General features: G+C 61.7%; 22 protein-coding genes and 1 tRNA gene. 7 read left to right on the plus strand and 16 right to left on the minus strand.

The features are described 5' to 3' along the window. The first annotated feature begins 155 nt into the window (after positions 1-155). On the plus strand, positions 156-1238 hold the full coding sequence (locus FJ986_RS02950; RefSeq protein ID WP_140517671.1) for a GH25 family lysozyme: 1083 nt from the start codon (positions 156-158) through the stop codon (positions 1236-1238). A 126-nt stretch (positions 1239-1364) separates the two neighbouring features. Here the strand turns inward: FJ986_RS02950 and FJ986_RS02955 are convergent, their stop codons facing one another. The 8 genes from FJ986_RS02955 to FJ986_RS02990 form a co-directional block, all read right to left on the minus strand. After that, positions 1365-1562: a type II toxin-antitoxin system HicB family antitoxin gene (locus FJ986_RS02955; protein WP_140561005.1), complete on the minus strand. Its 198-nt coding sequence runs from the start codon at positions 1560-1562 to the stop codon at positions 1365-1367. A gap of 116 nt (positions 1563-1678) precedes the next feature. Next, a complete protein-coding gene (locus FJ986_RS02960; protein WP_140561006.1) occupies positions 1679-2407 on the minus strand; it encodes a hypothetical protein in 729 nt (242 codons plus the stop codon). 306 nt (positions 2408-2713) lie between these two features. Then, positions 2714-6481 (minus strand): vitamin B12-dependent ribonucleotide reductase, encoded by a 3768-nt coding sequence (locus tag FJ986_RS02965; protein ID WP_140673352.1) that lies wholly within the window; start codon positions 6479-6481, stop codon positions 2714-2716. A 666-nt stretch (positions 6482-7147) separates the two neighbouring features. After that, a complete protein-coding gene (locus FJ986_RS02970) occupies positions 7148-7459 on the minus strand; it encodes a PilZ domain-containing protein (RefSeq protein ID WP_140493741.1) in 312 nt (103 codons plus the stop codon). 107 nt (positions 7460-7566) lie between these two features. Then, positions 7567-8055: an NUDIX hydrolase gene (locus tag FJ986_RS02975; RefSeq protein ID WP_140517665.1), complete on the minus strand. Its 489-nt coding sequence runs from the start codon at positions 8053-8055 to the stop codon at positions 7567-7569. A 209-nt stretch (positions 8056-8264) separates the two neighbouring features. Further along, on the minus strand, positions 8265-8765 hold the full coding sequence (gene gpt, locus FJ986_RS02980; protein ID WP_140493737.1) for a xanthine phosphoribosyltransferase: 501 nt from the start codon (positions 8763-8765) through the stop codon (positions 8265-8267). 113 nt (positions 8766-8878) lie between these two features. Beyond that, positions 8879-9712 (minus strand): universal stress protein, encoded by an 834-nt coding sequence (locus tag FJ986_RS02985; protein WP_140493736.1) that lies wholly within the window; start codon positions 9710-9712, stop codon positions 8879-8881. An 81-nt stretch (positions 9713-9793) separates the two neighbouring features. Next, positions 9794-10537, minus strand: coding sequence for a competence/damage-inducible protein A (locus tag FJ986_RS02990; protein WP_140517664.1), 744 nt, complete (start codon positions 10535-10537; stop codon positions 9794-9796). A gap of 174 nt (positions 10538-10711) precedes the next feature. Between FJ986_RS02990 and wrbA the strand changes: the two genes are divergently transcribed. Then, on the plus strand, positions 10712-11311 hold the full coding sequence (gene wrbA, locus FJ986_RS02995) for an NAD(P)H:quinone oxidoreductase type IV (protein WP_140671730.1): 600 nt from the start codon (positions 10712-10714) through the stop codon (positions 11309-11311). 171 nt (positions 11312-11482) lie between these two features. Next, the gene (locus tag FJ986_RS03000; protein ID WP_140494988.1) at positions 11483-11779 is read left to right on the plus strand and encodes a hypothetical protein; all 297 of its coding nucleotides are present in this window, start codon (positions 11483-11485) and stop codon (positions 11777-11779) included. A 107-nt stretch (positions 11780-11886) separates the two neighbouring features. Here the strand turns inward: FJ986_RS03000 and FJ986_RS03005 are convergent, their stop codons facing one another. From FJ986_RS03005 to FJ986_RS03015, 3 genes are all read right to left on the minus strand, one after another. Continuing rightward, positions 11887-12126 carry a DUF2188 domain-containing protein gene (locus FJ986_RS03005; RefSeq protein WP_140493732.1) on the minus strand — a complete coding sequence of 80 codons (240 nt, stop codon included), beginning with the start codon at positions 12124-12126 and terminating at the stop codon, positions 11887-11889. Between the two features lie 30 nt (positions 12127-12156). Next, positions 12157-12435 carry a DUF982 domain-containing protein gene (locus FJ986_RS03010; protein WP_032920128.1) on the minus strand — a complete coding sequence of 93 codons (279 nt, stop codon included), beginning with the start codon at positions 12433-12435 and terminating at the stop codon, positions 12157-12159. Between the two features lie 130 nt (positions 12436-12565). After that, positions 12566-13669, minus strand: coding sequence for an NADH:flavin oxidoreductase/NADH oxidase (locus tag FJ986_RS03015; RefSeq protein WP_140522087.1), 1104 nt, complete (start codon positions 13667-13669; stop codon positions 12566-12568). Positions 13670-13822: 153 nt separating this feature from the next. Between FJ986_RS03015 and FJ986_RS03020 the strand changes: the two genes are divergently transcribed. Together FJ986_RS03020 and FJ986_RS03025 are read left to right on the plus strand one after the other, a co-directional pair. After that, on the plus strand, positions 13823-14401 hold the full coding sequence (locus FJ986_RS03020) for an NUDIX domain-containing protein (protein WP_140522089.1): 579 nt from the start codon (positions 13823-13825) through the stop codon (positions 14399-14401). Between the two features lie 130 nt (positions 14402-14531). Beyond that, positions 14532-14617: transfer RNA gene (locus FJ986_RS03025), tRNA-Leu, on the plus strand. Between the two features lie 173 nt (positions 14618-14790). On the opposite strand, the gene FJ986_RS03030 is transcribed toward FJ986_RS03025, so the two are convergent. After that, on the minus strand, positions 14791-15090 hold the full coding sequence (locus FJ986_RS03030; protein ID WP_140493726.1) for a DUF1236 domain-containing protein: 300 nt from the start codon (positions 15088-15090) through the stop codon (positions 14791-14793). A gap of 490 nt (positions 15091-15580) precedes the next feature. Between FJ986_RS03030 and FJ986_RS03035 the strand changes: the two genes are divergently transcribed. Continuing rightward, positions 15581-15817, plus strand: a complete 237-nt coding sequence (locus tag FJ986_RS03035) for a hypothetical protein (protein WP_140558506.1) — start codon at positions 15581-15583, stop codon at positions 15815-15817. 177 nt (positions 15818-15994) lie between these two features. Here FJ986_RS03035 and FJ986_RS03040 read toward each other — a convergent pair whose 3' ends face one another. Together FJ986_RS03040 and FJ986_RS03045 are read right to left on the minus strand one after the other, a co-directional pair. Then, positions 15995-16285: a hypothetical protein gene (locus FJ986_RS03040; RefSeq protein WP_140558505.1), complete on the minus strand. Its 291-nt coding sequence runs from the start codon at positions 16283-16285 to the stop codon at positions 15995-15997. 658 nt (positions 16286-16943) lie between these two features. After that, on the minus strand, positions 16944-17609 hold the full coding sequence (locus FJ986_RS03045) for an outer membrane protein (protein ID WP_140673354.1): 666 nt from the start codon (positions 17607-17609) through the stop codon (positions 16944-16946). A gap of 185 nt (positions 17610-17794) precedes the next feature. Here FJ986_RS03045 and ade point away from each other — a divergent pair, with 185 nt between their 5' ends. After that, positions 17795-19606, plus strand: coding sequence for an adenine deaminase (gene ade / locus FJ986_RS03050; protein WP_140493720.1), 1812 nt, complete (start codon positions 17795-17797; stop codon positions 19604-19606). A 21-nt stretch (positions 19607-19627) separates the two neighbouring features. Here the strand turns inward: ade and FJ986_RS03055 are convergent, their stop codons facing one another. Together FJ986_RS03055 and FJ986_RS03060 are read right to left on the minus strand one after the other, a co-directional pair. Further along, positions 19628-20788: an alpha/beta hydrolase gene (locus FJ986_RS03055; RefSeq protein ID WP_140673356.1), complete on the minus strand. Its 1161-nt coding sequence runs from the start codon at positions 20786-20788 to the stop codon at positions 19628-19630. Positions 20789-20930: 142 nt separating this feature from the next. Continuing rightward, positions 20931-22004, minus strand: coding sequence for an alpha/beta hydrolase (locus FJ986_RS03060; RefSeq protein WP_140671723.1), 1074 nt, complete (start codon positions 22002-22004; stop codon positions 20931-20933). Positions 22005-22104 lie beyond the last annotated feature (100 nt).

Here is a 22104-nt window from a genome sequence, read left to right on the forward strand (position 1 = left end):
TTGCGCTTGTCACCGCGCACGGCCGACACTCGGAACCGTGCCCAACATGCTTAAAAACTTGATTCAATCTTTATTGGTAATTTCTCGTTCATAACTAGACCTGGTTTGTCCGTCGGCCGTTGCCTTCGGTCTGTTGTGTTTGAGTACAGGTCCAGATGCGGTTACCAGGCGCCGTCAGTTTCGTGATCGCAACGCTGTGCCTTGCCGGCTGCTCGTCGACATCCGGCATGGACGCGCTGGACATCCAGAAGCCGTCGAACGAGATCACCAACTCGGTGGTGCGACCAAGCGCGCCGATCGCATCCGCCCCAGTGACCAAGGCCGAACGGAGAATGGCAGCCGAACGCAGGATGGCGGAAGCCATGCCGGTGGACGAGAATGTCCGACCTTACGGCCTGGCGGAGGAAGAGACGGTGGCGTTTCCGGCGCCCGACCTGCCGGACAGCGTCGAGCCGCCGGTCGTCGAGCCGGCGGCGCTTGTATCGCCGCCGAAGCTCTTGTCACGGGCGGCACCGCCGATGCTGGCCGGGCCTGTCACGCGCTACGGCTTTCGCGATGCCAAGCCGATCAATTTCGGCCGCTCTTCGCCGCGACACCTTGCCGTGCATGGCGTCGACGTGTCGCGCTGGCAAGGCAACGTCAACTGGGAGAAGCTGCGCGCCCAGGGCGCCAATTTCGCCTATATTAAAGCGACCGACGGCGGCGACCATCTCGATCCGATGTTCACCAGGAATTGGCGCAACGCCGACGCCGCAGGGCTGAAGCGCGGCGCCTATCACTTCTTCTACTGGTGCCGCACCGCCGGCGAGCAGGCCGACTGGTTCATCCGCAACGTGCCCAGGGTCGAGGGCGCCTTGCCGCCGGTGATCGATGTCGAATGGAATGGCGAATCCAGCTGCAAGCGGCGGCCGTCGCGCGAAAAGGTGCTGGAGAAGATGCAGGTGTTCATGGACAAGCTTGAACGCCATTACGGCCAGCGGCCCATCATCTACACCGCGCCCGATTTCTACCGCGACAATCTTCGCGGCGAATTCCTCGATTATTCGTTCTGGCTGCGCGCCGTGGCGCAGCACCCCTCAAAGGTCTATCCCGGCCGCAAATGGCTGTTCTGGCAATATTCCGGCTCCGGCCTATCGCATGGCGTCACCGGCCGCATCGACCTCAACGTCTTCCACGGCGACGAGCGCCAATGGCGCGCCTGGGCCGGCGGCCGGCAGATGGTGGCCGACGCGGATTGAAACGCGCGCCGATCGTTCACCCCTTCCTGGTGCCTTTTTAATCTACTTGCTCCGGCCAGTTGCTCCTCGCTCGCAAGAAGGTCTTTAAGCGCCGTGTTGAGCAGTGCCTGGATATCGACTATGCCTCTACATATTCCGCAAAGCTGACGCCTTCGGCACGTCCAGCCCGTCGGCTTGCAAACCCTCGATGTGGAAGGGTATTGCGGTGTGAATCTCGTTTTTCACCTCAGATACGCTCGTACCCGTCGCGATGCAGCCGGGCAAATCCGGCACATAAGCTGAGAAATTATCGCCTGCTTTTTCAATCGCTACGGCGTAGCGCATACAGTCCTCGTTCAAAGCTGCCTAAAAGTTTCATGCTGTTCCTGGCGCTGCTCACCCTTTGCCACATCAAGGGGCGAAGGCGAGCAGCACCAAGAACTACTGCAGCACCAAGGCTATTAATGGCGTTTCCGGCTAGCTTCTTCGTCAGTAATTAGTCTCGCCCGAATTGACTGCCACCTGTCCGCGATCTCTTGGCAGGAAGCTGCCAGCAGCTTCCTGCGTTGGTTGAAGCTACCGGGTGCAGCGAAAGTCTTTTGGGCAAACACATCAACCACAAAACAAAGTTCGGCGCGTGGTTCTCCGGCATCCCCGAAACATTTCTCCGCGTACCAATGGAGAAGCGCTCCATGCAGCGCCGAAGTTTCTGTCGACAATGGTAGTGTTTTGGAGAGATAAGGTTTGATCAAGCCGAAGCCAAATTCCCTCCTTCCTGCCTGTGGTATCTTGACCGAGTTTGTCGGTCGAACGCTAATAGAGACACCGGCAAGAAGGAATTTTGGCTGGCTATCGGAAACGCCGGTTAATTTGGCAGCAGTAGGTAGCTTGGCCAAGCTCATAGTACGGCAAAGTTCGATAGCATCGTGAGCTGTGAGAAGCCTTTGTTCATCGTGCGAGGTGGCAGGTTGGCGCGACAACAAGGCCCTGTCGAGCTGGAACAGTCGGCTGTCATCCTGCCCGTGAGTTTCAATGAAATGCATCATTGCACGTTCAATCTCGTTGTAGCGGGTGTCGAGGAGGAAGTTCTTAGGTCTGATGATGTCTTCAATGATCGCAGTTCGCCGAGTGGAGCGAGCGAAACAATACTCAACCAATTTACTAGCGCTAATTCTGGGTTCAATTTTCATAACGAAAAAGCCCTTTCCGGGAGCCGTTAAAGTCACACTAGCTGCCGATGCCTTCTCGACTCTTAGATCAGAATCTCCATATAGTAACCTTGTCATAGGAGATGGGATTCTGATCTCGTCGCCCCGCGTGGGCTTCGGCTTATTCGCGGCACCAAAGGCCGATCCGGAAGGATTGGCCTTTGGTGTTTCGGGGATGTCACATAAAGACTTCCTTATACGATGTACCCTTTTTGTTCCCTTTGCCATTTCGGCCCGATCGTACGATCGGGCCAAAATGCTGCGTCGTTTTACTAGCGCTTCAGATTCTCAGCTGCACCCGCTCGTGCTTCCACACGTATCGCACTTCTCGCAGGTGCCGTTCCGCACCATGGTGAAGTTGTGGCATTCCGAGCATTCGTTGCCGGTGTAGCCCTGCATCAGCGATTGCTGGCGCCGGGTGGCGGCGAGTGCCTTGGCCTCGGCGGCCTCGTGCGCGGCGGCGTCGGAGAATAGCCCCTCGGCACCCGAAGCCTCGGTTTCCTCCTCGGCGATGTCCTCGACCAGTTCCCTGGCGCGTTCCTCATAGTCGCGCTTGTAGGCGATGGCCTCGTCGCTCGCCGGCTTCAGCGCCAGTACGTTGGAGCCGGAGAAGGCCGTCGGCGCCACGCGGGCAGGGGCCGTGGCCGGGGCGGAACCGCCGAATCCCTTGGGTTCGGCGCCCGACACCAGCTTGACCGGCGAGGCACCGCGGTAGAGGCCCTTGGAGAAGGGCGTGGCCTTGCCTTCGGTGATGCCGCGCCCAAGTGCCGTCTTGTCGAAATCCGACTGGTCGACATGGGCGAGATCGTGGCGGTTGAGATAGGACACGGCAAGTTCGCGGAACACGTAATCGAGGATCGACGTCGCGTTCTTGATCGCGTCATTGCCCTGCACCATGCCGGCCGGCTCGAACTTGGTGAAGGTGAAGGCTTCGACAAATTCCTCGAGCGGCACGCCATATTGCAGGCCGAGCGAGATGGCGATGGCAAAATTGTTCATCATCGCCCGGAAGGCCGCGCCTTCCTTGTGCATGTCGATAAAAATCTCGCCGAGACGCCCGTCGTCGAACTCGCCGGTACGCAGATAGACCTTGTGGCCGCCGACGACTGCCTTCTGCGTGTAACCCTTGCGGCGGTTCGGCAGCTTTTCGCGGTCGCGGTAGAGACGCTCCACGACGCGCTCGACGATCTTTTCGGTAACCTGCACCGCACGCTGCGCGGCGGGCGCGGCGACCAGCTGTTCGATCGCCTCGTCCTCGTCCTCCTCGCCATCGGCGAGCAGCGAGGCATTGAGCGGCTGCGAGAGCTTCGAGCCGTCGCGGTAGAGCGCGTTGGCCTTCAGCGCCAGCTTCCACGACAGCATGTAGGCGTTCTTGGCGTCCTCCACCGTGGCGTCGTTCGGCATGTTGATGGTCTTGGAGATGGCGCCGGAAATGAAGGGCTGTGCCGCCGCCATCATCTGGATGTGGCTGTTGATCGACAGCGAGCGCTTGCCGATCTTGCCGCAGGGGCTGGCGCAGTCGAACACGGGGAGGTGTTCGGCCTTTAGGAAGGGCGCTCCCTCAAGCGTCATCGCACCGCAGACATGGATGTTGGCGGCTTCGATGTCCTTCCTGGAGAAGCCCAGCGCCGGCAGCATCTCGAACGAGAAGTCGTTGAGCTGCTCGTCGGTGAAGCCAAAGGTCTCCTTCACCCAGTCGGCGCCCAGCGTCCACTGGTTGAAGACGAACTTGATGTCGAAGGCCGACTTCAGCGCCGCGTTGAGCGCCGCGATCTTGTCGTCGGTGAAGCCCTTGGCCTTGAGCGAGCCGGGGTTGATGCCGGGCGCCTGGTTGAGATTGCCATGGCCGACGGCGTAAGCCTCGATCTCGGCGATCTGGCTTTCCGAATAGCCCAGCGTGCGCAGCGCTTCCGGCACGGCGCGGTTGATGATCTTGAAATAGCCGCCGCCGGCGAGCTTCTTGAACTTCACCAGCGCGAAGTCGGGTTCGATGCCTGTTGTGTCGCAATCCATGACCAGCCCGATCGTGCCGGTCGGCGCGATGACGGTCGCCTGCGCGTTGCGATAGCCGTGCTCCTCGCCGAGTTCGATGGCGCGGTCCCAAGCAGCCTTGGCGTGCGTCGCCAACTCCTGCTGCTTGAGGTCGGAAGCGACCAGCGGCACCGGGTTGACGGCCAGCTTCTCGTAGCCGTCCTTGTCGCCATAGGCGGCGCGGCGATGATTGCGCATGACGCGCAGCATGTTCTGCGCATTGCGGTCGTAATCGGGGAAGGCGCCGAGCTCGGACGCCATCTCCGCCGAGGTGGCGTAGGCGGTGCCGGTCATGACGGCGGTGAGCGCGGCGCAGATGGCGCGGCCCTCATCGGAATCGTAGGGAATGCCCGAGGTCATCAACAGGCCGCCAATATTGGCATAGCCGAGGCCCAGCGTGCGGTAGTCGTAGGAGAGCTTGGCGATCTCCTTCGACGGGAACTGCGCCATCATGACCGAGATTTCCAGCACGATGGTCCATAGCCGCACCGTATGCTCATAGGCAGCGATGTCGATCGTGCCGTCGGCATTGCGGTAGGGGAGCAGATTGATCGAGGCGAGATTGCAGGCCGTGTCGTCGAGGAACATGTATTCCGAGCACGGGTTGGATGCCCGGATCGCACCGGCGGATGCGCAGGTGTGCCAGTCGTTCATCGTCGTGTTGAAGTGCAGGCCCGGATCGGCGGATGCCCAAGCGGCGTAGCCGATCTTTTCCCAGAGATCCCTGGCCTTCAGCGTCTTCAGCACCTTGCCGTCCTTGCGGGCGGTGAGATGCCAGTCGGCATCATCCTCGACGGCGCGCAGGAAATTGTCCTTCAGCGACACCGAATTGTTGGAGTTCTGGCCCGACACGGTGAGGTAGGCGTCGGAATCCCAGTCGGTGTCGTAGGTCTTGAACGACATCGAGGTGTAGCCCTGCTTGGCGAACTGGATGACGCGGTAGATATAGTTCTCCGGCACCGCGTCCTTTTTGGCCGCCTTGATCTCGCGCTTCAGTGCGGTGTTGACGGCGGGGTCGAAGCAGTCGTCGTCATGGCCTTCGCAGTTGACGCAGGCCTTCATGATCGCTTCGAGATGCTTCTTGACGATCTTGGAGCCGGTCACCAGCGAGGCGACCTTCTGCTCTTCATTGACCTTCCAGTCGATGAATTCCTCGATGTCGGGGTGATCGGCGTCGACGATGACCATCTTGGCGGCGCGGCGCGTCGTGCCGCCCGACTTGATGGCGCCCGCGGCGCGGTCGCCGATCTTGAGGAAGCTCATCAGGCCGGACGAACGGCCGCCGCCGGACAGCTTTTCGCCCTCGCCGCGCAGCAGCGAGAAATTGGAGCCGGTGCCCGAGCCGTATTTGAACAGGCGCGCCTCGCGCACCCACAGATCCATGATGCCGCCCTCATTGACGAGGTCGTCCTGCACGCCCTGGATGAAGCAGGCATGCGGCTGCGGGTGCTCGTAGGAGGATTTCGACTTCGTCAGCTTGCCGGTGAACGGGTCGACATAGAAGTGGCCCTGGCTCGGGCCGTCTATGCCATAGGCCCAGTGCAGGCCGGTGTTGAACCATTGCGGCGAGTTCGGCGCCACGCGCTGGGTGGCCAGCATGTAGGCAAGCTCGTCGCGGAAGGCGCGCGCGTCTTCCTCCGACTTGAAATAGCCGCCCTTCCAGCCCCAATAGGTCCAGGTGCCGGCCAACCGGTCGAAGACCTGGCGGGCGTCGATCTCGGACCCGTAGCGCTCGGCTTCCGGCAACTTGGCAAGTTCGGCCTCGTCGGCGACTGAGCGCCACAGGAAGGAGGGAACATCGTTCTCCTCGACCTTCTTCAGCCGCGCGGGGACGCCGGCCTTGCGGAAATATTTCTGCGCCAGGATGTCGGCGGCGACCTGGGAGAATTGCGCCGGCACGTCGATATTGTCCAAGCGGAACACCACCGAGCCATCCGGATTCTTGATCTCGGAGAGCGCCTTGCGGAATTCGATCTCCGCGTAAGCCGATTGTCCCTGTCTGGTGAAACGACGCTCGATGCGCATTGGTCCGGTCCCTTTTGTCTACATATAGCGCTTTCGTCAGGAGATTTCTGCTCCCAATGCGAAACGCGCATGTCCGCCGTCTGCCGGCGTTCGAAAACGGCCGGCTCTCCATTTTCGCGGTCTTCGTCCGCCTTGCTGGTCAAACTTCTTGCGAAGCGCCTGTCCAACTCACCGACGAACCCGCGGGTCCCTCAAAACTGATTTTTTCCGATTCCCTCACTCGAGGGAAATTCACATTATCTAGCGTCGAACCTGCCTGCAAACACTAAATATAGTGTTAACAGACAATTTATTCCAGTCCGACAATTCTCCCTTTTATCGCCCACGCCCCACAATCCCAACGCTTCCGCCAGCCTCGTAAACAGGCGGAAATGTGGGGAAAAACGCACATAATCCGGGAAAAAGACCGGGCTCAGAACTTTCCGGTCGCGCTCTCAACAGGAGCGCATGGCCTATAAAAGGCGACTCGTTTTGCGCCGTCAAGGATTCGTTTGCGTAGCTTTTGTGACCTCAACATCTTGTGTGTCACACATGTGGATAACGGGGATAGAATGGAGCTGCCGCGGTAGCCCCCGGCCGAGGGGACAAAGACGCGCTTGTCAGGCTTCGCGACGGCTCCGGGGCGTGATCCAGGCACAGACCATCTGGCGCATCCGACGTCGCGGATCAGCCGTAATGCGTCCTGGGCTTCGGCTCGGTTCCGGTGAAGTGCACCCCGATCCGGCCGTTGCGGCGCCAGCGGACCTCGCATCGATAGCCGATGCCGTCGACGGGCACATAGAGAAGGAAATGATCCGGAATCGTTGCTTCGGGCGGAACCTTGAGTTCGGCGCCACCTTCATTTTGATTGCGCAGCGTGCAGCCAACTTCCGAATTCGAGATGCCCGTGATGATCGTGCCGCCCTTGAGCACGCGCTGGCGATGCTCGCGCTTGTGCTCGTCGGATCTCTCTGGATTGGGATTTGCGGGATTTGTCATCGGTAAAACGCCAGGATCGGATCAGATCCTATTACGTCTTCATTAGAAAAGCATTCACGCCGCAGGCGCCCCCGTCCGAGCTGCTTGGTGGCGCGGCCGGTCCCGGTTCAGGCAAACCGACGCGGGTCGGCGCAGAAATAGGCGATGATCTGGCAAAGATCCGGTTCGTTGACCATGCGCACCGCTTCGCTCGAATTGACCCATTTGCGGGTGCGGGAGCGTTTTTCCTTCCAATGGTCGGCGACCTTGTCGACATGCAGCGGGAACACCAATACCTCGCATGGCACTTCCTCGCCGGAGGCCAGGGCCTTGGCGTAGAAGTAGCGGCCGGCCTCGAGATGCGAGATCGTCCCGCGCAGTCCGGCTTCCTCGACAGCCTCGCGCGCCGCGGCTTCGCAAAGCGGCTCCCTGGCTTCAGGCCAGCCCTTCGGAAGCACCCAGCGACCGGTATCGCGGCTGGTAATCAGCATGATCTCGACGCTGTTTCCGGTTTCGCGCCAGGGCAGGGCGGCTACCTGCAGACGGCACGGCGCGGTGCCGAAGAGTCGCCGGACCCTTTCGGCCAGATGGTTGTGCGTCGTTGGCCTCGTCAGCATCGGAGAAGCTAGCCCCAGCCTCCAGAATCGTTTGCCGTCTCACGAATCTTACGGCTAATTATCGGCAATAAAAGTAAAAACTTTCATCAGGATGGCCGATTTTCGCCAATAGACGCCGATTTCCGCGCGCCAGCCAGCCTCGCGAGACCCTTTGCCTAGTGGATGAGACTTCCCTGCGGCTCGATTTGCAGCAGGTTGCTTGCCGCGAATCAGCCGGCGTGATCGTCGGCGATCGGCTTCTGGTAGGTGAAGCCCATGTCCCAGGGAAAATAGATCCAGGTATCCTGACTGACCTCGGTGACGAAAGTATCGACCAGCGGCCGCCCCTTCGGTTTGGCGTAGACGGTGGCGAAATGCGCCTTCGGCATCATGGCGCGCACGATGCCAGCCGTCTTGCCGGTGTCGGTCAGGTCGTCGATAATCAGCACGCCCGCGCCGTCGTCGGCAAGCAGGGCCGGCGTGACCTCCTTCAGCACCTGCAGCTGACCCTGGCTGCTGTAGTCATGATAGGAGGCGACGCAGACCGTCTCGATAACGCGTATGCCAAGCTCCCGCGAGATGATCGCCGCCGGCACGAGGCCGCCGCGCGTGATGCAGACGATCGCTTTCCATTGCGCCTTGTTGGTGCCGGCAAGCCGCCAGGCGAGCGCGCGCGCATCGCGGTGGAACTGGTCCCAGGAGACCGGAAAGGCTTTTTCGGGAAGGGACATCTTTCGCGCACTCCGCAGCACGCGCGGTCGCGCGCAGAAAACAGGGGAATGCGCGCGGAAGTAACTGGAAAACCTCGCGCTTGGCAAGAGCGGCCGCAAACGACACTGTGAACTTACCGCGACAGGAAAGCCGCCACCGGCGCGGTGCGCAGCACGGAGCGCGTCACTCCGCCGAACAGGAGCTGGCGCAGCCACGAGTGGCTGTAGGCGCCAAGCACCAGCAAATCGGCGCCGGTCTCCGCGATCCTGGTCTGGATCACCTCGTCGACCGAGGTGCCGCCCGATCTCTGCACCGAGACACTCACGCTGGCGCCATGACGCGACAAGGCGGAAGCGATTTCCGCTCCGGCGGCCTCGGGGCGTTCATCGAGCGTGTCCGGCGGATCGATGACCAGAATGTCGGTTTTGTCGGCCTCGATGATGAAGGGCAGCGCATCGAAGGCGGCGCGTGCGGCCTCCTTGCTGCCGTTCCAGGCAAGCAGCACACGCTTGAAGGTGGTGATCAGCGGACCCAGGTGCGGCACTACCAGCACCGGCCGTCCGGCGTCGTAGACCAGTGTGTCGACGTCGGCGCTCGCATCGCCGCCCGTCTCGCGCTGCGCGGCGATGATCAGGTCGGCGGCACGCACGCTTGAAATGCCGGTCAGGGCGCTGTCGCCGGAAAAACTCTCCAGGCTGTGCCATTCGAAGGACAGGCCGGAATTCTCGATATGCCTGAGAAACGCGGCCCGCAGCTTTTCGGCCCGTTCGCGGTTCATGTCGGCCGAAACCTGCAGGAACTCGGTGTCGGGAAAGCCGGTGGCCGACGTGTAGGGCACCGGAAGCGCTTCGGCGTGGATGCCGATCAGATGGCTCTGGAAGCGGCCGGCAAGCGGAATGGCGAAGTCGAGCACGCGCTCCGCGTCCTGCTCGTTCTGCAGAATGGCGACGATGGTCTTGAAGCGCATGGTGATCCCCTCATTTTGCGAGCGATCCGCCCGCGGCAAGGAAACGTCGCCGCGTTGTGCTTGGTTCCGGCCTGGACCGGATCAGCTCGCGCTGCTGGCAAAGCCGGCCACCATCGCCTCGACATCGGCGCGCGCGGCGTCCAGGGCCTGCTGGCTGCGGGCACGGACCACCAGTTCGGTCCAGAACTTGCCGTCGCCGTATTTCGGATAGGAGCCGATGATCGTGTCCGGATGCGCTTTCTGGATCTCGCCCAGCGGCCCGCCGACGAGACCTTCGCCGAACGGGCAATGCACCGCTGCCGACAGCATTTTCGTGCCGGCTTTCAGCGTCGGCACGACATTGTCGAGCATGGCCTGGAAGATCGAGGGCACGCCCGCCATCACGTGGACATTTCCGATGCGGAATCCGGGCGCGACCGACACCGGATTGTCGATATGGTCGGCGCCGCGCGGCATTCGGGCCATGCGCTTGCGGGCCTCGGTGTATTCGATGCCGCGAGCGGCATAGCTTGCTTCCAGCAGGGCATAGGCCTTGGCATCGTATTCGCACGGCACGCCGAAGGCCTTGGCAATCGAATCGGCTGTGATGTCGTCATGGGTCGGGCCGATGCCGCCGGTTGTGAACACATAGGTATAGCGAGCCCGCACCGCATTTACCGCGGCGACAATCTCGTCTTCCTCATCGGGAACGATGCGCACCTCCTTCAGGTCGATGCCGATGGCCGTCATGATGTCAGCCAGATGGCCGATATTCCTGTCCTTGGTGCGGCCGGACAGGATCTCATCGCCGATGACGAGCATGGCGGCGGTAACGATTTCGGACATCGATGGCTCCGGCAAAAACGGGTCGCCTGAAATAGCGCGGCACGCGGCCAGCGGCAATGCCATCCGACCGGTGAACAAACTGTGCCCGCATACGCGGTATTCCCCGAATATTGGCGCCCTAAGTACCCTGGCGTGGCTGGGGCGGGCGAGGATCATCACGTCAAGGAGACGCAAATGGCCAAAGTACTTGTTCTCTACTATTCGAGCTGGGGTCACATGGAGCAGATGGCCAAGGCCGCAGCCGAAGGCGCTCGCGAAGCCGGTGCCGAGGTGACCATCAAGCGCGTCGCCGAACTCGTGCCCGAAGCGGTCGCCAAGGCCGCCCACTACAAGCTCGACCAGGAAGCGGCGATCGCCAGCCCGCTGGAACTGAGCGACTATGACGCGATCATCGTCGGCGCCTCGACGCGTTACGGAATGATGTGCGCGCAACTGAAGAACTTCTTCGACCAGACCGGCCCGCTATGGGGCAAGGGCGCGCTGATCAACAAGATCGGCTCGGTGATGTCTTCGACCGCGACCCAGCACGGCGGCGCGGAACTGGCGCTGATCAGCACCCAGGCCATGCTTCAGCACCACGGCATGATCATCGTTCCCCTGTCCTATGCCTATCAGGCTCAGATGGGCAACGATGTCGTGCGTGGGGGGGCGCCCTACGGCATGACCACCACAAGCGACAGCGACGGTTCGCGCCAGCCTTCGGCGCAGGAACTCGAAGGCGCGAAGTTCCAGGGCGGGCGCGTCGCCGAAATCGCCGCGAAGCTGCACGGCTGATCGTTGTGCCGCCGGTGCCTGCCGGCGTTGCTCCTGCTGGCGATGCTTGTGGTCCACGCCGTGGATCGTCGCTTCACCGACGCTTCACAACGAATTCAAGGAACCATTCGGCTGATGACTGGTTTGCCCCGTGTCGCACCCAAGGCGACGAAGACAAAACGGAGTGATCCAATGTACAAAAAGCTTTTCGCGGCATTCGTTCTGACGGCCGGTCTTGCCACATCGGCGATGGCGCAGTCGACTGACGGCAGGTATTACAACCATGACAGTTGGTGGAACAATTGGTCGCTGTTCGGCAATGAGGATTCATCAGCCATCGACCAGAGCACCACCGGGAGCATCAACGCATACGGCTCCGGGTTGAGCACCCAAGGCAATACCGGTGGGATGGGCCCATGTGCTCACAACACTCCAGGTCCGGACGCCAATGCTCAAGGCAACGTCAATGACCAGTACTGCGGCAAATAATCAGCCGTAAGCTCCCTGCTGACCGTAGGACGTTTTCTCTCCCGACGTCCGCGGTCGGCGCTCCGGGGCGGCCGGCCTTTGGGGCGATCGGGCTTTGGGCTGAAAGATCAGTCGGAAACCTCGGTCTGCGGCCGGTCGCGTCCATCAGCCAGTTCCTCATGCCATTTGCCGTCGGCATCCTCGTACTGGATGCCGTCCGTCGACCCCGCGACCTGCTGCTCGGCTGAAGCGATCTCGGCGGCCCGCAACGCGTCCTGATGCGTGGGAAACGTCTCCGAGAAGGTCGCTCCGACCTTGTAGGCCCAGCCGCCGTCATGCTCGACTATCTTGTAAGTCAGCTTCGCCATCAAAAACCTCCGGTTTAAAGGTCCGTCCGCTCAATGCAGGCGGTCGTCGGACAGCTTGTCGTCTGGCACCAGCACTTCCGATTCCCTGGCGGCTTCGATAAGGGCCCGGCGCGCATCCGCTGTCGAACGATAACCTTCCAGCACTTTGAGGCAAGTGTCGAGAGCATCACGATGACGGGGGCCGCGATTGAGCGGCCAAACCGTCATCAGGCACTCCGCCGCCTCTTGGGTACTGCGGATGTGGCGATATTTGCCGACATGGCCGAGTTCGACCACGACCGGTGTTTCAAAAGGCTTGTTGTCCATCATGGCCGCAACGCAAAGCAGTCAATTTGGTTGCAACCGTGTCCTCAGCCTGCGCCCAAACGTCCCAGACCTCCTTGGAAGCTCCATTGCGCGGTCGTTCGACGACGCGTTCCGCCCTTCTCGGAAGGGTCGCTCAGCCCGCCGCCTTCATCCAGTGCTGCATCGTCGTCACCGAGCGCGCGAGCTGCGGCGCGGGATGGATCGTCTCGCTGAACGTGGCGGCCGCTCGCCACCCCCAGCGCGGGTCGGCGAGGAAGGCGCGCGCCAGCGCAACCATGTCGGCGCGGCCTTCGGCGATGATCGCCTCTGCCTGCTTGGGATCGTCGATCAGACCGACCGCGCGGGTAGGGATGCCGGCGCCCCTGCGCACGGCTTCCGCCAGATGCACCTGATAGCCGGGGCCGGAGGGCAGTTTCTGCAAGGGCGAATTGCCGCCGCTCGAGCAACAGAGATAAGCGACGCCTTCGGCCTTCAGCGCTTTCGCCACTTCGATCGCATCCTCGACGTCGAAACCGCCATCGACCCAATCCTTGACCGACAGCCGGGCGCCCAGCATCAGGTTTGGCGCTGCCTTTTTTACCGCCTTGGCGATCTCGACGACAAGACGCATGCGGTTTTCCAGCGAGCCGCCCCAGCGGTCCGTGCGTTGGTTGGAGAGCGGCGACAGGAACTGGAAGATCAGATAGCCGTGCGCCGCGTGCAGCTCGATGAAGTCGAAGCCCGCGCGTTCGGCCCGCCTCGCCGCCTCGGCGAACCGCTCGATGAGCTGGAGGATCTCCTCTTCCTCCAGCGCTCGCGGCACGTTCCAGCCGGTATCGTAGGCGATTGCCGAGGCCGAGACGGTCTGCCAGGGATCCTCGTTCGGCTGCAGCGGTCCGCCCCCCTCCCAAGGCTTGCGGTTCGAGGCCTTGCGGCCGGCATGGGCAAGCTGAGTGCCGAATTTGGTGCCGGGTGCGGCCACGCGCCTTGCTGCGTCCAGGGCGCGGCGCGCAGCGGCTTCATTGTCTTCGGAATAGAGGCCGAGGCAGCCATGGCTGATGCGGCCACGCCGCTCGACATCGGTCATCTCGACCGTGACCATGCCGGCGCCGGACATTGCCAGGTTCATCCAGTGGTGGAGATGCCAGTCGCTCGCCGAGCCGTCCTCGGCCGAATACTGGCACATCGGCGCGACGGCGATGCGGTTGGGAAAGCTCAAGCCATCGAGCGTGATCGGCTGGAAAAGCGATGTGGTCATGAACGAAACTCCGGGAATAGGATGCGCTATTTAGGCGATCGATCGCCGCCATGCCACACACGAGAGAGTGAAATGCTTACTGGACCAACCGCTGCCCCGATTGCGTGAACGCCGATTCGCGGCTACGCCTCCCGGGCAACGTGGAGGCAGCCGATGGAAGATCGTATCCGCATCCGTTCTGAAGAAATCCTATCCGACGACTGGGCGATTCTGAAGAAAACCGTCCTCGACTACCGTCGCCGCGACGGACAATGGGAGACACAAATCCGCCAGACTTACGATCGCGGCGATGGCGCGGTGATCCTGCCCTATGATCCCCAGCGTTCAACCGTGCTCCTGGTGCGCCAGTTCCGCTATCCCGCCTATGTCACCGGCCACCGCGAACCGCTGGTCGAGGCCTGCGCGGGACTGCTCGACGAAAACGATCCGGAGACCTGCATCCGCAAGGAGGCGGAGGAAGAGCTCGGCTATCGGCTGAACCATGTGGAGCGGCTGTTTTCGCCCTATATGAGCCCGGGCAGCGTCACCGAGCGGCTCTGGTTCTTCACCGCCCTCTATTCGCCCGCCGACCGCATTTCGGCCGGTGGCGGCGCAGCGGACGAAGGCGAGGACATCGAGGTGCTGGAAATGCCGCTCGACGAGGCTCTGGCCGGCATTGCCGATGGCCGCATCATCGACGCCAAGACCATCATCCTGATCCAGCATCTGAAGCTCCATCCGATCGCTGTTTGACCGATACCGGTCGCCCCTACGGGACGAAGAATCGGTGCGGGGCGAATGAAAACGTGTTTTACACAACGCTTTTTGGGGACTGCATGGCCCCAATTGACGAGATCGCCTAGGTAGTTGAAACGAAAGGCGCGCGGACGTGGCGGAATTGGTAGACGCAAGGGACTTAAAATCCCTCGATCTCTGATCGTACGGGTTCGATTCCCGTCGTCCGCACCACCTTAACTCTACTTCAATGCTCTGCAGAGCCTAGCCGCCACCAACGGGTGCCACCCGGGTCTTTTAGCGGCGGCTCGGCGACCGTGCGCCGAGGCGCGCCGTCGGCTATGGGCCCTCGGCGAACGTTGCCACGATCCGCCGACCTGAAACGGCGGATCGTGGCGTTCAAGCGCTCACTGGATAATCTTTACGATCTTGCGTGTGCCGGGATCCACGACGACGGTGTGATTGTCCACGACGACGTAGCGATATTTGACGTTGGGAATTTCATGAAGCTCGACCGTGTCGGGCAGGGCGGTCCCGACGTTGAGCTCGACGCCGGGAATCTTGACTGAGGCCAGAGGCTGTTTCTTTACGTATTCTTGTATGACGGTTTCGTCCTGCGGCTGAATGACCACATCCTGTGCGGCGGCGGCACCGATGCCGGCAAGCAGCAGGAATCCCGCTACGACGGTTGTAAGATCGGTTCTCATTGTTGCTTCCTTTCTCTCTCTCTCTCTCTCTCGTTGAGCTTGACGCGAAGCGCGGTGGCGCCCGAAGGATTGCCAGGGTTGGCAAGGGCTCCCAATGCTGGCCATCGATCAGGGGAACCATCGTTCAATGGCCTGTCAGGCAATCGCTCTTAGACGCGTGGGTTCCAAACAACCGTGGGTTTGGGCCTTTTGCGCGCCACGATCTGACTTTGGTCGCATGTTCAATAGGACCCAAGCCCTAGCAGTGGAACCGCCGGTAGGAAGCGTGCGTTGCGTTTGCTAATGATCTTCAACTGGAGGCCGATCATGGCAGCCGGCCCCGCTGGTAAATTCTGGCGGCAGCGCTGCCGTGGCCATTGTTCTGGCAGGCGGAAAAAATATTCGGCGTCAAGATTGACGCTCCCAAAGCCAAAGTGCCGTCCGCATCGGCGAATCCGGCAGCTCCGTCGAATGGTGGCTGATGTCAATCCGACGCTTCGTGAGGCAAAGCATGACCCCTGGTTCCATCAAAACTGATGGCCGTGACCGTGTCACAATCCCCGACAACGACAATCACATGGCTGGCGTCGACACCAAGCCGCTCTTGAAAAGTATCCAGAGCGACGATTTTGCTGACGCGCTTTGCGCGAGAGCTGAGCGCTTCGCGACCAAGGTGGTCGTGGCAATGGCGATTTGTTTGACATCGACACTGGTCGCCGGCGCTTATTTTTTACTGGCGCCCTCTTGAGGGACCAGAAGCTCAAGCTGGAGAGCACGACCGGCCTCTCATACCCGGGCTGCGATTAAGCACTCATTTTCAACAGGGAAGACCCGCCTGGCTTCCTCCACTTCCCTTGTTGTCGGTCCGCCGCTCGCGGGCACGGCCCGGCAGGGTTGGCGATCAGCCGGGCCGGATTGCACAATATTAGTCGTTGCTGTCGTAGATCACCACTGGGTGACGCCGGTGGTGACGGCGTTCAGTTGAGCCCGTTATGACGACGGTGTCGCGGCGATGATGCCGGCGACCTTGGTCATAGAAAGCCACCGTGCCATGGCGCCGATGATGGAGGCGATGGCCCTGATCGTTGATCACTGCCACGTGACGGTGATGATGGCGATGGGTTTTGATGACGACGTCGGCTTCTGCCGCCGAAGCGACAACCGGCATTGCAACGAAAACGAGCGCCATGGCACTTGTCAGAAAAATCGCTTTCATAAGTGTTTCTCCATTCCAGATCCCTCGGGGTAGTTTCACGACAGCTCAAGCCGCACGAGATCTCGATTTGAGCTTTCTGCCTGCGAACTGAGCAGGGGGTTGAGGGTGCAAATGATTGTAACCCTGCTCTCGTGGGCACATGAAGGACCATTGCTGCACCCGTTCAACAAATGAAAGGAATGCGAGTACGTTCCTTGCAGGAGAGCTGATCGGACCTCTGCTGTAGGTATTCGGACCAAGGTCTTGCTGATGTTCTTGGACCTTCGTCCGCACTTGCGGTTCGATGGCTCTTTTCTCGATGCAATTCTTTGAGTGTTCACTGCGCGATCGGGCGCGGGTACTGCGATGGCGGACGCGCGCCTGCGTGCGAGGGCAGGATCATAAACGGCACGCGGCATCAAGTTCTGCGCCGGTGACGTTCAGACAAGCGGGCATGGTGATACTGGTGCGATCACGCAATTCCGCGCGCCGCAGGCAATGATACGGTGTCTGCGCGGCGGATCTGATCCGTCGAGGCCGGCGTCTACCAGGCCCAACCCATCCCCCCGCCCACTGGGGACGCCGGCCCCTCAGTCCTTGGAATTGCCGTAGAATTGCCGTCACGGACCATGCGAGATCGAGCATGATCCTGCCCGGTGACCGGGCGCGGCGGTGGGGCTCAGAACTTGTAGCTCAGATTGATGCCGACCGTATTCAGCTTCACATTCTGGTCGCGATCGAGAAAATCGTCCGGCGCATCGAAATGCTCCTTGCTGAAATCATAGTAGCGATACTGCGCCCCGACGACGAACCTGTCGGTCAGCGCATAGTCGATGCCGGCGCCAACCGTCCAGCCTATGCTGGTTCGCGTGTTGTCGAACGAGGTACCGGCATCTTGCGAGGTTTCGATGCCGGCAAAGGCGACGCCGCCGATGCCGTAGATCAGGAACCGATCCATCGCATAGCCGGCCTTGGCATTGATGGAACCGAACCACTTGACATCCGTGCCGAGCAGATTTCCCGCACCCAGTTCTTCGGCGCCCTTTGCCGAGGAATAGTTAAGCTCTGCTTCGGCGCCGAGCACAGCCTGGTCGAATTGCCACAGACCGGCGACATGGCCACCGACGAAACCGCCGTCGAGGTCTGGCGAGGCGGCAAACGGCTCGCCCTCGGTTCCCGAGATGTCGGAACTGCCCCAGCCATAACCGCCTTGCAGGCCGGCATAGTAGCCGGTCCAGTCGAAACCGGGCGCGGTCATCGGCACATCGGCCACAGGTTCGGCTGCGAAAGCCGGTGCGGCCAGAGCGGCAAGAAAACCGACAGTTGCAAGCATTAGGCGACGCATCGAACTGCCCGAACGAAGAGCTGGAAGATCCTGGCAGGCACGGTAACCCGATTTGCGGCAAAACGGAATCGCATTTCTGTGCGGCCGATTTACGCTCTCCGTCGGTCTTGGAACAATCGGGAGAAAGTGTGAGGCTGGTCAAAACCGTGGCGGCTTGGCACAGTCGGGCAAACAGGAGTCGCTTCATGGCGAACACGCCGTCGGGCAGCAAACCCAGACCATGGACTGAAATGGCGACACATCTGGTCGATGTCGCCATGGGCAGGAAACCCGCGGATCTCGTCATCCGCAACGGGCGCTGGGTCAATGTCCACTCCGGCGAGATCGTAGCCGGCACCGACATCGCCATTGCCGGCGGCCGCTTCGCCTATTGCGGCCCGAATGCCGGCCATGCCATCGGGCAGGGCACCAAGGTGGTCGATGCCGGCGGGCGCTATCTGGTGCCCGGTCTTTGCGACGCGCACATGCATGTCGAGAGCGGCATGGTGACGGTGACCGAATTCTGCCGCGCGGTGATCCCGCACGGCACGACTTCGATGTTTATCGATCCGCACGAGATCGCCAATGTGCTCGGCCTGCCCGGCGTGCGGCTGATGCATGACGAGGCCGTCGCCATGCCGATCAACGTGCATGTCCAGATGCCGTCCTGCGTGCCCTCGGCCCCCGGGCTCGAACATGCCGGCGCCGAACTGACGGTCGCCGACGTCGCCGAGGCGATGGGCTGGGAAAATATCATCGGGCTGGGCGAGGTGATGAATTTCCCTGGCGTAGCCGCCAACGATCCTGTGATGTCGGGCGAGATCGCCGCGACCGTGAAAGCCGGCAAGACCGTCGGCGGGCACTATGCCTCGCGCGATCTCGGCTTGCCGTTCCATGGCTATGTCGCCGGCGGCCCGGAGGACGACCATGAGGGCACGCGCGCCGAAGATGCCATCGCCCGCGTGCGCCAGGGTATGAAGGCGATGCTTCGGCTGGGCTCGGCCTGGTACGACGTCGCCTCGCAGATCAAGGCGGTTACCGAGGGCGGCATCGATCCGCGCAATTTCATCCTGTGCACCGACGACAGCCATTCCGGCACCTTGGTTCACCAGGGGCATATGGACCGCGTGGTCCGCCACGCCATCAGCCAGGGCTTGAAACCGGTGACCGCGATCCAGATGGCGACGCTCAACACCGCTCAGCATTTCCGGCTGGAGCGCGAGATCGGATCGATCGCGCCGGGGCGGCTGGCTGACCTTTTAATCGTCTCGGATCTCGCCGAAATGACCATCGACGAGGTCTATGCGCGTGGCGTCAGGCTGGCCAAGGCCGGCAAGCTCGACATCGACATTCCGGTCTACGACTATCCCAAGGCGGCGAAGAACACCGTCAAGCTCGGCAAGAAGCTGAAGGCCCACGATTTCGACATCACGGCACCCAACGGCGCGAACGAAGTCCGGGTCCGGGTCATCGGGGTCATCGAAAATCAGGCACCGACGCGGGCGCTGGAAGCGGATCTCGCCGTCGAGGACGGGCTGGTCGCCATGGATCGCCGCAACGACGTCTGCCAGATCGCGCTGGTCGAGCGCCACAGGGGTACCGGCGGCGTCACCAATGCCTTTGTCTCCGGCTTCGGTTACATCGGCGATTGCGCGATGGCGTCGAGCGTGGCGCATGATGCCCACCACATCATCGTCGTCGGCACCAACAAGCGGGATATGGCGCTGGCGGTCAACCGACTGGGCGAGGTCGGTGGCGGCGTCGTGCTGTTTTCCAAGGGTAAGGAACTGGCACTGGTCGAAATGCCGATCGCCGGGCTGATGTCGGACGAGCGGGCCGAAATCGTCGCGGCCAAGGCCGACAAACTGACCGAGGCCATGCGCCAGATGGGCTGCTCGCTGAACAACGCCTACATGCAGCACTCGCTGCTGGCGCTGGTCGTCATTCCGGAGCTCAGGATTTCCGATGTCGGCCTGATCGACGTGACGACCTTCCAGAAGGTCGACCTCTTCGTATAAGAGCAGTTGCGGTCGCTTCGCTCATCCGCCGGTGGCGATCGTCAGCACCTTGAACGGCGTGGTGATGACGATCTCGGCAACCGAGCCGACGGCCTTGCCGAGGCCTTGGCCGAGATTGTTGAGCTGCACTGGAGGTTCGTCCGACGCCAGGCCGGCCGGGGCCCGCAGCCGGTCGCCGAGCAACTGAACCAGGATCGGATTGTCGGCGAATTTGGCGTGGTTCAGCCGGTCGCCACCCTTGGTCTGGCTGAGATCGACCACAGACACGCCATAGCTGGCCAGATCGGCCGCGTCGCCATAGTCGCCGACGCGGGGCTTGTCGCCCGAAATCAGGGAAGACAGTTTGAGCGCCCGGTCGTCCGCGGAAAGCAGGATGGCGAACGGTTTGTCCGGCTTGCCGTAGCGGATCATCTGTTTCTTGAACACGTCGACGTCGATGTCGGGCGAGGCCAGGATGACATAACCAAGCTTGCCGTCGAGATCGCGGTCGCCGGTGATGGCAAGCTGGCGCAGCGCCTCCATGGTCACCCATGTTCCCATCGAATGGGCGACGATGTCGATGCTCTTAGCCCGCGTCTTGGCCAGCATCCTGAGCGTTGCCTCGAGGTCGTCACGCGCCGCGTTGGCGCTCTCCTTGTCGTAGATGTAGCCCGCCGTCTTGCCGCTCGAAGCCCAGGAAAACAGCACCGGCGTGCCCGGATATTTCGTGTCGTGCGCGATCTGCGTCAGCCGGTAGATACCGTCGTCGAAACCATTGTTGAACCCGTGCACGAAAACCAGCGCACGGTCGCCGCGCATGGCGATGTCGGCACCGACCGCTTTGGCGAATTGCGGCGCATCCGCATAGAACGCGACATCCTTGGCGGTGAAATCCTTGGCTGGATTGCTGTTGGCAGACCCCCGGACACGCTCGATCATGCCGACCTTGTGACTTTTCGGCACGGTGACGTCGACCCGGGCGAAGCTGGTGGTCAAGGAGCGATCGCCGTCGAACACCTGCCGCGGGTCCTTGGTCGCCTTCTGGCGGGTGGTGGCGACGAATATCTCGTGGGTGGCCGCGATGTCGGACGCGGGTACGGCAACCGTCGTCCTGTTCAGCAGATCGTGCGTGTTTCGGCCGGCGCAGCCTGCGACCAGCAGCGTGAACGCAATGACGACGAAACTCTTCGAATGCACCGTCACACGCCGGCTCCCGCAAAGGAGGACGTCAAACGCGTGACGTCGCTGGATATTTCGATAAGGCCAGAGGCCGGCGCGGTCCAGTTCAAAGTTGGTCGACTCTGTCGCAAGGCCGAGCGGGCCACGCGCACCCGCGGCGATGCATCTATTGGCCGAGCAGGCTGATGCGGTCGGTCACGTCGCGGTCGCTGGCAAATCCATCGTCTTCGCGCAGCCGTTGGCCGATCATCTTCACCAGCGCGGGATTGTCGGCGAATTTCGTATGGTTGAAACTGTCCGCTCCCTTGATCTTGGAGAGGTCGACGACCGTTACGCCGTAGGATGCAAGGTCGGCGGCGTCCTTGTAGTCGCCGACGCGCGGCCGCGCGCCGGCAATCAGACCGGAGAGCCGGAGCGCGCGGTCATCATCGGACAACAACAGGATGAACGGCTTGTTGGGTTTGCCATAGCGGCGCATCTGGCTCTTGAACACGTCGACATCGATGTCGGGCGATGCGAGCACGACGTCGCCGAGCTTGCCGTCGAGATCACGGTCGCCGGTGATGGCGAGCTGGCGCAGCGTCTCCATGGTCACCCAGGTTCCCATCGAATGGGCGACGATATCGATGCGCCGCGCGCCGGTCTGCGCCAGCATACGCAACGTCACTTCGAGCTGGTCGCGCGCGGCGCTGGCGCTTTCCTTGTCGTAGACATAGTCGGTGGTCTTGGCGCCGGATGCCCAGGAAAACAGCACGGGTGTGCCGGGATAGCCGGAATCGTGGACGATCTGGGTCAGGCGGTAAACGGCGTCGTCGAAGCCGGTGTTGTAGCCATGGACGAAGACCATGACGCGGTCGCCGCGCGCCGCGATGTCAGCACTCAGCGCATTGGCAAATTTCGGCTGGGTGTCGTAGCCGACGACCTCCGAGGCCATGAAATACTTGGCCGGATCGTTCGACTTGCCGCGCGAGCGGCGTTCGATCTGCCCGGTCTGGTGGATGCCGGGCACGGTGACGTTGACGCGGGCGTAGTTCAGCGTGGCCGATCGCTCGCCGTCGAAGACCTTGTTCGGATCGTCGGATTTCTTGCGCGTGGTGGCGATGAAAATGCTGTGATTGCCGGCGATCTCGGTCACCGGCGCTGCCACGATGGCGCTGCCGAGCAGCTCTTGAGTCTGCTGTCCCGCGCAACCCGCGACAAGCAAGGCTAGGCCAATGGCAAAAATCGTTTTCAACGGCACGTCTGAAATTCCACTCCGGCCCGAAAAGGCCAATCGCCTCCGCAAGTCTCCCCCGACAGCGCAAGTGCGGCGGAAGTAAGTCGTGCCCAGCCGAAAAGCG

Source organism: Mesorhizobium sp. B1-1-1 (assembly GCF_006442955.1).
Classification (GTDB): Bacteria; Pseudomonadota; Alphaproteobacteria; order Rhizobiales; family Rhizobiaceae; genus Mesorhizobium.